The 12,185-nt window shown below is 58.5% G+C and carries 8 protein-coding genes and 1 pseudogene; 3 read left to right on the top strand and 6 right to left on the bottom strand.

What is annotated here, in order from left to right; all coding sequences use genetic code 11:
• Positions 1-1,959 (top strand): DUF5801 repeats-in-toxin domain-containing protein (locus tag N554_RS41265; RefSeq protein WP_029586659.1); only part of this gene is annotated, 1,959 nt, incomplete at its 5' end.
• Positions 1,960-2,172: 213 nt separating this feature from the next.
• Here the strand turns inward: N554_RS41265 and N554_RS0128910 are convergent.
• From N554_RS0128910 to N554_RS39000, 5 genes are all read right to left on the bottom strand, one after another.
• On the bottom strand, positions 2,173-3,198 hold the full coding sequence (locus N554_RS0128910) for a transglutaminase-like cysteine peptidase (RefSeq protein ID WP_029586658.1): 1,026 nt from the start codon (positions 3,196-3,198) through the stop codon (positions 2,173-2,175).
• Between the two features lie 233 nt (positions 3,199-3,431).
• Complete coding sequence (locus N554_RS0128905) at positions 3,432-4,682, bottom strand: HlyD family type I secretion periplasmic adaptor subunit (RefSeq protein WP_029586657.1); 1,251 nt, start codon at positions 4,680-4,682, stop codon at positions 3,432-3,434.
• On the bottom strand, positions 4,669-6,831 hold the full coding sequence (locus N554_RS0128900; protein WP_371259531.1) for a type I secretion system permease/ATPase: 2,163 nt from the start codon (positions 6,829-6,831) through the stop codon (positions 4,669-4,671). The genes N554_RS0128905 and N554_RS0128900 overlap by 14 nt, the downstream gene beginning before the upstream one ends.
• Before the next feature lie 330 nt (positions 6,832-7,161).
• Positions 7,162-8,853 carry a TolC family outer membrane protein gene (locus N554_RS0128895; protein ID WP_036054437.1) on the bottom strand — a complete coding sequence of 564 codons (1,692 nt, stop codon included), beginning with the start codon at positions 8,851-8,853 and terminating at the stop codon, positions 7,162-7,164.
• 362 nt (positions 8,854-9,215) lie between these two features.
• A complete protein-coding gene (locus N554_RS39000; RefSeq protein WP_029586653.1) occupies positions 9,216-9,452 on the bottom strand; it encodes a helix-turn-helix domain-containing protein in 237 nt (78 codons plus the stop codon).
• A gap of 109 nt (positions 9,453-9,561) precedes the next feature.
• Between N554_RS39000 and N554_RS0128880 the strand changes: the two genes are divergently transcribed.
• Positions 9,562-10,374 (top strand): YqaJ viral recombinase family protein, encoded by an 813-nt coding sequence (locus tag N554_RS0128880; RefSeq protein ID WP_036054435.1) that lies wholly within the window; start codon positions 9,562-9,564, stop codon positions 10,372-10,374.
• Positions 10,358-11,635 (top strand): ERF family protein, encoded by a 1,278-nt coding sequence (locus N554_RS0128875; RefSeq protein ID WP_029586651.1) that lies wholly within the window; start codon positions 10,358-10,360, stop codon positions 11,633-11,635. Before N554_RS0128880 ends, N554_RS0128875 begins: the two co-directional genes overlap by 17 nt.
• A 433-nt stretch (positions 11,636-12,068) precedes the next feature.
• On the opposite strand, the pseudogene N554_RS40490 reads toward N554_RS0128875, so the two are convergent.
• A pseudogene (locus N554_RS40490) lies at positions 12,069-12,185 on the bottom strand (IS110 family transposase); the annotation flags it as partial.

The raw sequence follows: 12,185 nt of genomic DNA, 5'->3' as shown, positions 1-12,185 counted from the left end.
GGTCTTGTGGACACGGCGACCGGTCAGAACGTCATTCTGTCGCTGGTTGGCGGGCATGTGGAAGGCCGCACCGCGATCAGCAACGACCTGGTGTTCCGGGTCGATGTGGACGGCTCCGGCAACGTGACGCTGGATCAGCAGCGCGCGGTGGTGCATCCGAGCGCGGCCAATCCGAACGACTCGGTAAGCCTGTCGGCGGACAATCTGGTGACGCTGACGGCGACGATCACGGACAAGGACGGCGACAGTACGTCGGCGGTGTTGAACATCGGCCAGAACCTGGCGTTCCTGGACGATGGTCCGAGCATGGGTGCTATTCAAAATGCGATCATGCCGAGCGTGAACAACACCGATGCTCACGGCACGTGGCCGCCAACGTTCGGCGCAGATGGGCCGAGCGCGACTGCGGCAATCGGGATCACGATGGGCGCACCGCCCCTAGGCGAAACGTATCTGGTGACCGATACGGGCACTCACAATCCGGCAGGCGAAGAGATTTTCTCGATCAAGGTTACGAGCGGGAATCAGTCCTATACGTTCTATGAGTACTCGCACTACAATTCCATTACGCACACCGGCGAAATGTTTGCGTATGGATCCCTTGCGGATGCGCAGGCCGGGCTTGGAAATAATGAGTTCTTTACGCTGTCGATGGCGGCGGACGGCACCTACGATTTCCATCTGGTGTCAAACAGCCTGCAGACGTTCGCTGCGTTCGACTTTACAACTCTTCCACCCGGCAATAGCGACTACGCGACAATTACCAACGGCGTGTTCACTGAGCAAAACGGCAGCGACAGCATCGCAGGCCGTAGTATCCTGATCGACGGATTCGACTCGACCCACCTAGATCCAAACGTCGCCAATAAGCCCTTTATTAATAACGGAGCAGGTGGTGGTCTTGGGCTGAACAACGGAAACCTCAACACCAACGAAACGATCTTCTTCCAGTTCAACACTGACCCGGCGGATTCCGCTTTCGTCGGCCTCCAAACCTCGGTGACCATCGGCATCGGTAAGGGCAACAATTCGACGAACGAAAGCTTCCAGATCACGATCTGGAACGCTGACCATACTGCCAGCGCCACCGAAACCATCACGCAGCCGGATGGTACGCCGGTAATAGTGGATGCCGCCCATTGGACAGGTGCGCCCGGCACCTTCTTCAATTTCGCGCAGGTCGATATCAAAAATCTCGGCGGCACGGCCGGTTTTGCCAACAGCGACGACAAGGTGCTGATCACGAGCATCAGTGGAGCATCGAAGATTGGTAGCACCACCCTGACCTTTACTCCCACGATCACCGATGGTGACGGGGATACGGCTCACGCCTCAACGGATCTGTCGGTCGCACTGAATGGCACGGCCAATGCAGCGGGCGGCTATGACTTGACTGGAACGACGGCACCCGAGGTATTGGTCGCGAGCGCCGGCGCCGATCATCTTAACGGCGGAACGGGACCCGGTGATACGATTGACTACAGCAACTCCAACTCGGGCGTGACCGTTAACCTGCAAACAAACGCGGTAAGCGGGGGTTGGGCTGCCGGTGATACGATTAGCAACTTCGAAAACGTCATCGGCTCGGCCTTTGCCGATACTTTGACCGGCGGTACCGGCAGCAACACGCTCACCGGCGGGGCGGGCGCGGATCACTTCGTTTATAACGCGACCACTGAAGGGCTCGATCAGATAGTGGACTTCACCCCCGGAACCGATGTGCTGGATTTTAAGAGCAGCGCCTTTGGCAACCTAGCGACCGGAACACTTAGCGCCGCAAATTTTGACTCCAATGCAACGGGGACAGCGACGCATGCTGGGCCTGAGTTCATCTATAATACGACGACGCACATTCTCTCGTTCGATTCGGACGGAACGGGAGCCGCAGTAGCTATCCAGATGGCACACCTTGAGAACGGCGCGGCACTGGTAGCCGCCAATATTCATGTGGTCGCCTGATCAAACGTCAGGTGTTATCCAAGCAGGTCGGCCCGCCAGTGTGTCTGGCGGGCCGATTCGTTGGAGCTGGTGTTTTCCTGCTGCTTGGCGGGCCTCTGTTTTGGGTCCGTGAGACCATCCACAGCTGGCAAGAACTCCTGAAGGCAGTTTTAAGATACCTCTTCCTTGATCTCCCATGCTCAAGTCAGCCGCGCTTGATGCCTGCCTGCTATGTCACATCAACAACGGCAGCGTCCTCAGTTGAGAGGCGCTGTCGTTGGACAGCTCCAGGCCGCCCCATTCTCGGAGATCACCACCGCTTGCCGCGGCAGGTGCTGCCTCGACTTCGCCGGGGAGTAGCGCGCGCTTGGCATAAGGTGCCGCGAACAGTTGCACGCCGCGATGATTGATGGCGAACAATGGCGTGAAGCTCGAGGCATCAGAGTCCTCGATCAATGCCGCTCGACGATTGTCGAAAATCAACCAGCGGCCGTTGAGCCGTGCGGCCAGCACAGCGTGATCTTGCCGGACGGCGCGATCGCGTACCAGCACCAATCGCAATTCCTCCCGCGGAAAGCCCGCTTCGCGCAACGCCACGTATTTGGCTATCGCGTAGTCTTCGCAGTCGCCTTTTGCGGTCGCAAAGGTGGCAAGCGGCGCGCTCCAGCGATCGGCCTCGCCATGTTGCGCCTGGTCGCTGACGTAGCGGATCGCCGCATTGACGGCGCGGTTCGCCTCGTCGAGTTTTGCGCGACCCGACTTTGACTTGACGGCGTCGACCAGCCGAAGGAATTGAGCGGCATGAGACGGGCAGCTTTCGGCATCGGCCCGGCATTGATCGAGAACGCCTTGCTCTTTGGCCATGTCGGCTTCAATGCTCCGCCACTTGCGCCAAAGCATTCCTTCAGGCGCGCGAAACGTGAACAGCCCGAAGGGCTCCTTGCCGACCGCCGGCGCTTCCTTCGGAGGCTGTGCATCTGTCGCGATGTTAGAGGGGGTGAGGGCGGCAAGACGAACGGCACCAGGCCCGCGGCCGCGCTGGCGATCAAGCTTCGCCAGCACCGCGTTGATGCTGAAGAACGTTGCGGCTGGCCGCATCGATGCCCGGTCAGACGCAGGTATCGAGTCGCCGGGAACGTCGGCGGCGGCTACATCATCGGCCGCAAATGAACCGGATGTCGCGCAAAGGCTGATCGAAAGAAAAAGCCCGGTCATAAAACCAAACGAGCCAGGCTTCCGCAATTTCAAACGCGGTGTCATGGATGACGTCCCCTTTATCCGGAACGTCAGCCAACGTCTGTGCGCCGATCTGGGTCCCGATCTGTTATCGGGACAGAGATTGCGGTCTCCACCGCTTAGGCGGAGTTAAAGGAAGTCAGGGAAGAAGGGAATGTAGGAAAGGCGGTCAATCGCGCCTTTGCTCGATCGTTCAAAATTGACTAAACCAAATTGACCAATCGAAATTGATGATCCATTAAGCAAACAGCAGCGCGTCAATGTTCGCGCAGAGCCTCGCTGCGCAAAGTGCGTGCGGGTTTAAGAAGATAATCGAGAACCGATTTTTCACCCGTGAGGATTTCGACGGTCGTGACCATGCCCGGGATGATTGGTAGCGAATTCGTTTCGGTCCCGAGGTGGTTTTTTTCAGTCCGCACCATAACCCGGTAAAATGTCTCCTGACGCTCCGATTTCTCAGCCTTTTCGTCGACGATGGTATCGGCGCTGATGCGCTCGACCTTGCCCTTCAGCGAACCATAGACTGAGGAATCATAGGCAGAAATCTTGACCACGGCGTCCTGCCTAGGACGAATAAAGGCAATGTCCTGGGGGCGGATCTTGCCCTCGACCAGCAACGAATCGTCGAGCGGAACGATATCCATCACGTTGGCACCGGGCTGCACCACGGCGCCGATCGTGGTGACGTTCAATTTGTTAACGATGCCGTGCACGGGGGCTTTCAGGTCGGTCCGCCGCACGCGGTCTTGCGCCGATTTGATATTTTCATCCAGGACGGCCAAATCTCCCTTCGACTTGGCTAAATCCTCATCCGCCTGCGATCTGAAAGAGGCCACTGTATAGGCGATCTTGGATTGAGCTTCGGCCAGCTGGCCTCTCATTTCGGTGGCCTGCCGGTCAAGCCGCAACATTTCGATCTCGGGCACGACCTTTTGTTCGTAGAGCCGGCGGGTGAGGGCGAGTTCACGGTCCAGCAATTTCAGGGATCCGGTGAGCCGGGTGACTTGCTGATTCAGCACATCAACATCTTGAGCCACTTTTTGAGACCGCATCTTGAAAACGCTGGTCTCGGTCGCGACCGAAGCCGGCACCACCTGATCCAGTTGATCAGGAAACGTGACCTCGCTGCGTCCTCTCGCCTCGGCCTCAAGCCGAGCAACGCGCGCGGCCATTGCTGCGCGCCGCTCTCTTATTTCTCCGAATTCTGAAGCAAATTTCGTATCGTCAATCCGCATCAGGGACTGCCCCTGTTGAACAATCGCTCCCTCCTGCACAAGGATGTCTCCGACGATACCGCCCTCGAGCGTCTGTACCACCTGGGTTTGCCGAGACGGCACGACACGGCCATTGCCCCGCTTGACCTCATCCAAGACCGCAAAATGAGCCCAGACCAGAAACGCCACAAGCAGGGCGAGGAAGGTCAACAGCAGCATGCGCGAGGTGCGAGGCGTGCGCAGGGCAGCCGCCGCTCGGATGTCATTTGCAAAAGCGAAATCAGACTGCGACATTTGGCTTTTGAACCACGGTTGCCGTTTGCGCAAAATTCGGCTGAGCCGTGTGCTCGGCCGGAGGCGTGGCAGGTTTGCCCTGCAGGAGTGCTAACACCTTATCGCGCGGCCCGTCGGCGACCAGGCGACCACTATCGAACAGCAGCAGGCGGTCAACCATGCTGAGAAGCGAAAGGCGATGTGTCGAGATAATGATGGTCATCCGCTCTCCGCGGATCGCCTTCAGTCGCTCCAGGAATTCAGCTTCGCTGCGGACATCAAAATGTGCGGTCGGCTCGTCCAGGAACAGCACCCGGGGCTGCCTGATCAGGACGCGGGCAAGGCCAATGGCCTGTTTCTGACCGCCGGACAGGCTGCGACCTCCTTCCGAAATGGGCATGTCGTATCCCATCGGATGGCCGGCGATGAAGCTTTCGACGCCCGAGAGGCGCGCCGCGGCGAGAACTTCCTCGTCGGTCGCCTCAGGCTTGCCCAGTGCAATGTTATCGCGCAGCTTTCCAAAGAAGAGGTCCGTGTCCTGCATCGCAAATCCGATGCCGGTGCGCAGATCCGAAGGATCGTATTGCCGCGAATCGACGCCATCGACCAGGATTCGTCCTTCCTGGGCTTCATAGAAACCGAGCAAAAGTCGGCCGACCGTCGTTTTCCCGGACCCTACGCGTCCGATAATGCCGATACGTTCGCCCGCGTCGATCTTAAAGGAAACCTTCTCCAGTGCCTTGCCGGGGGCATTGGGGTAGGCGAAGCTGACGTTCTCGAAAGCAATCCGTCCTTCGTCGATTTTCCTGGCAACATAGGCGCGCTCCGGCGATCGTTCACGCTCCAATGACATAATGCGGTCGATCGATTTGAGCGCAGACAAGGTCTGGGTGCCGCGGGTGATCACCGATGCGATGCCCGCGATCGGCGCAAGAACGCGACCAGCCAGCATATTGGCAGCGACCAGGGCGCCAACGGTGAGCTTGCCGTCAAGAATGAGAAAGACACCGACAATCACCAGGAAAAGGCTGGTCAGCTGCTGGGCCGTGTTAGCGCTCGTCAAGGTAAGCGACGCCCAGAAATGCACATCCTCACCCGATCTCGCGGTAGCTGCGACCGAGCGCTCCCACGCCGTCTGCATGCGGGCTTCGGCGCCCGTTGCGCGAACTGTTTCGAGACCGGAAAGAGATTCCACAAGCACGCCGTGACGTGCCGCAGATTCAGCCTGCAGCCGCTTCATGGCCCGATCAAGCGGGCGCTGCATCGTCAAGCCGAGCGCGATCATGATCGGCAACATGACGAGCGGAATCCACGCCAGCGGTCCGGCGACCATAAAGAGCACGCCAATGAAGAGGACGGCAAAAATCAAATCGGTTGCCGACACGACGCTGCCGGAAGTGAAGAACTCGCGCACCGAATCAAAGTCGCGCAGCTGATTGGCGATGATACCGACGGAAGCCGGCCGCTGTGCCATCTTCACGGCCATCACGTGTTCAAAAATATTCGCGGCGAGAACGACGTCCACGGTCTTTCCAGTCACGTCGATCATGCGACTTCGCACCGTGCGCAGCACAAAGTCGAAAACAATGGCCAGTCCCATTCCGATCGATAATGCGATCAGTGAGGGAATAGCGCCGTTGGGGATGACCCTGTCGTACACGCTCATCGTAAACAATGGCGTCGCAAGCGCGAGCATGTTGATCAGGAACGCGGCAAGGGCAATATGCCCGTAACTGCGCCAGTGCACCTTGACGACCGACCAGAACCAATGGTTTCGGGGGAGGTCCCCTGCGGCAACGGCGCGCGCATTGGCTTCGGCCGCAGCCCTAATGAGGAACGCGTAGCCGGTATACAACTCTGCGATCGCTTGGACTTGCCGGATCTGCGGTGCGCTTGGCTTCACCGAGGGATCGAGGACCTTGGCGCTTTGATTTGTTGTGTCGATTCCCAAGAGGATCAGCGCTGTCCCATCTTTCATGATCAGGACGGCGGGAAGGACCAGCGCAGGAATGTCGAAAATGTCCCGCTTGATCGCTTCGGTTTCCAAGCCGGCGCGTCTGGCCGCGCGGTCATAGAGAGCCACCGACAGCCGTCCGTCGAGGATGGGCAGGCCTCCCAGCAAAGCCTCGCGACTTACGGCACGGCCATGGTGGGCGGCCAAATAGGTCAATGAGGCGGCGAGGGGGTCATCCAGGAGAATTTTGCGGGTTGGTCCGGTGGTCTTCGGATCCGGTTCATCCCTGGATGGTTGGCTAGCCCCAGAAGCCAACTTCGGGGTCCCAAATAACAAGGTACAAAGCCTCTGTTTATTAACGAATATGACCTGCAGAAAAATCGAATATGGCCAGTAACTGCCAGAATACAGCAGTTCACGGGCCGAATCATTCGTCCAATCGGAGTAACCTAGTTAACCGTTAATGCCCTCGAAGGGGCTTGCTCAATCAAGCACCTGCGCGTGCAGCGGTCCCAAATCCAGGTGCGACCCGCACAGTCTCATTTCTTATCTTGGGGAAAAGGCGTTCAGCAACCAATACGGCTTACCCGATTCTGTCGCAGCGTATGACGCTGATTGCTGCCCGGGGCCGTCCCCGTACAACACCACCGGCTCATCGGCGGAATCCTTTTTCTGAGCAAACCATTCCGCAGCTCCAGGCATCCTCGCTGCGAGGGAGGATTGGGGCCAACGATTCTTGAAACCATCCCGATCCCGAGGCTCGACCGCAGCATAGGCAGCCGGGCGGGCGAGAGCGTTTGGTGCGACGCCGGTAACACGCAGAGGTTCCGATCCGGTCTCCGGCAAGTTTATCCGGAGCGTGGGAAGCTTGTATGGAACGACGCCGTAGGGAAGCGTATCCAGCGGCGCTGCATCTACTGGAGGGGGGGCCTTGAGGTACTCAAGAAGCGTTCCCATTGCAGCGAGCAATTGATAATCGGCAAAAACGATGACACCTCGCGACGAGGTGAGCGATACTGCCGCGTTGAAATATTGATTTTGCGCGTTCAGCAAATCGATGAGGGAACGTTGCCCGAGCTCGTATTCCTTTTCGTAGGCCGCGATAGCTTTCCTGTCTGCCTGAAGCTGACGAATCAGTGCGGCGACACGTGTTGCTGTAATTGTCCGGGCGGACCATGCCTTGTCGATCGATTCAAGTGCGTCGCGCTGCAGTCGAGCATGACGCATTGTCGTCTCGGTAAAGCGTTCAGCCATCTCCGATCGACGCCATACATCCTGTCCGCCACGGAAGATGTCCCAAGACATCACTACCTTGCCGCTATAATCGTCATGGGTGACGCCCAAATAGGGATACGTATTGTCGTTATGAGTAGCGCGGCCCTCGAGCGAAAACGTTGGAACGAACGCGCCGTCCGTTACCTTGAACGCATGCTTGGCTGCATCGACATCAGACTGCGCGGCCAGAATCGTCGGATTGAAACGAACGGCTACTGCGAGGGCTTCATCCCTCGTGCGCGGCATGCCGGCAAGCGGCCCGGGAAACCGTAGGTTGTAGGCCTCAAGCCCGACGACCCTTCGGTATTTCGCACGGGCGTCATCCAGGCTTCGGCGAAATTCCGCGAGCGTTGCACGCGCGTTTTCGACGCGTTCTCGCGCTTGCTCCAAGTCACCTTCGCCGGATCTTCCGCCGGAAAAGCGGGAGTTTACGTTCGAAAAAATCTTTTCATGAACAACAACATTTTGTTCCGCGAGCGCGACGAGCCGAAGGTAGCGCACGACATCGACATAAGCTTCGGCGGCGTCCAGCGCGATCAGTTCGGTTCGCTCCCGAACGCGAAATGCTGCTGCGTTAACACGAGCAGTTTGGCGCCAGATGTCATGGATAGACGCGAATCCATCAAAAAGAATCTGTCGGACAACCACGGATTCTTGGGAGCCATTCCGCCATGCTCCGGCTCCCGCGACAGGGACCGGCAAAGCAGTCCCCGTAACAACAGCGGCGCTCTGGTCGAACTTTTCCGGTCCGTATCGGGCCTCGATCCGCACCTGCGGTAATAAGGTACTCTGAGTTTGCCGAAGCTCGGATTCGGTCGCGCGCCGGTTGGCCGAGGCCTCACCAACACCTGGATTAGTGTGTGCAGCCTGTTTCAACGCATCGTTGATTGAAAATGGCTCAGCTGCGCCTGCCGCACTTGTAGCCAAAATGAGGCCCGCAATCGCTAAATAAGACGCTTTCATGTGCCCCGCCCCAATAAATTCAACGAAATCGGCAGAAATTGAAAGTTATTGTGCCAAATTTCGAGTCGGACCCTAGCAAAGGTATATCGGGTTACCTATGACATTTCGGCCACACTCGTAAAGGAACCCACAATTCTTGGCGTGTGACGGCCCAGCAACACGTACCGGCCCGCAGGTCCAGATGTTTTCGATTCGGCGCAGACTTTCAGCTAAGCGATCGAACGCCCGGCCCGCCGCCATCTTTCTCGATGAATTGAACGCCTGCTTTTTCCAGCGCAGCCCTGAGCGAGTAAACGGCAGCACGCGAGACGTCGCGGCGAGATTTCTCAAAATCGGCGCTTGTTGACAGCCCGAGGCCTAGACTAGCGTTGCGCTTTGCGCAAACGGACACCCGCTCCGCCCCCGTTTTCATCGATGAATTCCACCCCCGCGGCTTCAAAGGCCCGTCTGACCACATCCAGAGTGGCTCGGCGTGGACTGCTCGTTCCATTCTCCAATTGATGAACAGCAACGGTACCAATTCCAGCTCTCTGAGCGAGATCTTGTTGGCTCCACGCGATTAGTCCGCGAGCTGCTCTGCACTGGGCGGCGGTGATCATCCTACACAATGCCAAAAACATAGAATTCCTTCAACTCCATATATTTGCTATTGACGCCGGTGAGCATATAAATTATATGATTACATATTAATAATATGGAGATGGACTAATGGCACAATTGGTAAATCGACGTCAATTCATCGGCGGTTCGGATGCCCGGGTTATCATGGGCAAGGACGAGAAGGCCTTGTTACGGCTCTGGCGCGAAAAACGAGGTGAGGCGGCCGCGGACGATCTTTCACGCGTACTGATCGTCCAGCTCGGGCTGGTCACCGAGGACCTCAACCGCCGCTGGTATGAGCTAAACTCTGGCCACCGGATCGGTGACATCCAGCGCCATGCGATCCACCGGACAATCCCCTGGATGGCCGCCACCCTGGACGGCGTGGTCAAGGAAACCGGCGCGGTGTTCGAGGCCAAATTCATGCTGCCGTGGTCGTTTTCCGAGGAGGCGGCTGCGGAGAAGCACATGGCCCAGCTCCAGCACAACATGCTGGTCGCAGGCACCAAGAAATCCGTGCTCTCCATCATCAACGGCGGCGGCAAGTGGGTCGAACTGTCGATCGAGGCCGACCCGATCTACCAGACAATCCTGATAGCAGCCGAAAAGGCTTTTTGGCGGGCGGTCAAGACGGGCGAGCCCCCGATGCTGTTCGATTGCGAGCCTCCGAAGCCGCGTATCGAAGCGGTCCGGGTGGTCGACATGAACACTTCCAACTCCTGGGCGGAATTTGCAGGACTATTTCGCGACACCCAAGCCGCTCACACCGACCACGAGCGGGCCAAGAGTGAGCTCAAGGGGTTGATGCCGGAGGATGCCAAGGAGGCCATGGGCCATGGCATCCGGGCGAAACGATCCAAATCAGGTGCAGTCAGCTTTGATCTGGTCGAGATGGAGGCCCGCCATGCATCGGTCCAGTGAAAGCGTTGCCGCCATTGCTACCGCGCTGGCGAAAGCCCAAACCGAACTCTCCAATCCCGAGAAGGCGATGGTCGGGACGGTCTACAACGTCAGGTCAGACAGTCCGCAAAGCTTCCGCTACGCCTCACTGTCGAGCGGTCTGGATATCATCAGAAAGACCTTGGGCGGCCAGCAGATTGCGATCGCACAGACCACCGACATCGATCGCGCCAATGGCATGGTCAACCTGACCACCACGCTACTGCACACCTCGGGCGAGTGGATCTCCTCGGACTGGCCGGTCTGCCAGTTAGCCGAGACATCCGCGCCCCGACGGATGGGAGCAGCGCTGACCTACGCCCGACGCTACGCCCTGTTTACGATGGTGGGGATCGCTGGCGAGGATGATCTCGACGCGCCGGACGTCATCAACGACCAGCCAAGCGGAGACAAGGCCGCGGAGGCTCGTCGTGCTTCCAACTCAGGTCTTGAGCCGACGCCGAGCCGCGCCAGCCAATTCCGAGCCGTGAGCCCAAACATCCCACCAGTGCGGGAAAAGCTCGGTGCCGACGAATCTGCCGCGATCCGGGCTCAGCTCATCCAGGAGATTGAAACGCTGCCGGATGATGACCTGCAGCCTCGCGCGATCGCCATTCTGAAGGCCAAGAACCGCCTGTCAGCTGATGACGCAAAACTGGTTGAGGGCGCCTTCGTGGCCAGGATGGCTCCACAAGACGCCGCATTGCCGGAGGCTTTGAGAGCGGATGAACCTACGTCCGCCCCGGTCGATCCAGCAGCGTCCCAGGCGGTCTCAAGATCTACGGACGCCGCCAAGCCGCGGCGACCAAGAGGGCGCCCCAGAAAGGTCAAGGCCACGGCCGAGCAATCTGCCGCGCCTGCGGTCCCGTCGAAGCCAACCATCGACGACAGTTCGCCAGCTTCGACACATCTTCAAACCGAGGCTACTCCCGCCAAGATCGAGAAAAGCGAGCTCACGTTCGGCGAGCCGCGTCGGCATCGCGATAAAGGCCACCTCAAGTTCGTGGCATCGCAGCCGTGTCTGGTTTGCGGCAGAAGCCCCGCGGATGCTCACCATCTGCGATTTACCCAACCCCGCGCGATGGGACGCAAGGTCAGCGACGAATTCACGGTACCTCTGTGCCGAGCCCATCACCGGGACAATCATCGTTTTGGCGACGAGCAGGCCTGGTGGAGCAAACAAGCCATTGATCCTGTCGGAACGTCACGGCAGCTCTGGGCGTCGACGCGGCGCATTGAATGAGGGCGACAGCAATACTTCCGCCGTTCATCGGCCGCGCCGTGAAACGCTGAAATTGAGAGGAGTGCCAGCGCGGAAATGGACGGGTTCAATTGTTAATCGCATCGTTCTAGGGGCGTGAACTCATAAATCCGTAGGCATTTGGCGGACGTCCGCTTCTCTAATCGGCCGTTTGGGGTCAAGCGCCTTCAGACTGTCCACCGTCACAGTGTCGATATCGCTCGCAGGCTCGTGCTTCTCTTCGGAATCGGCACCCAGGCCCTTCCATCATGGGATTCGAAGACGAGGTGGAACAATCTTTGGGGCGGCCTTGCCGTCTCACAGACGATAGGTCCAAGCGGACATACGAACTCACCTCATCATCGTCCCGCGAGGGACATCGTTCCACGGCTTGGTGGAACTCGAGTTTTCTCCTATCGCATTGGTTGATCGCCTCTCATGACTTGGCAACCTCCCGGGTCCACCGGAATTCGGTGCCGTCAATCCAGATGCGGTGCATGATCACGGCCAACCGGCGCGCCAGCGCCACGATCGCCTTCTTCATCCCGCGGTG

This window comes from Bradyrhizobium sp. URHD0069 (assembly GCF_000701345.1).
Classification (GTDB): Bacteria; Pseudomonadota; Alphaproteobacteria; order Rhizobiales; family Xanthobacteraceae; genus Bradyrhizobium.
This window is presented reverse-complemented; position numbering and strand designations above follow the sequence as displayed.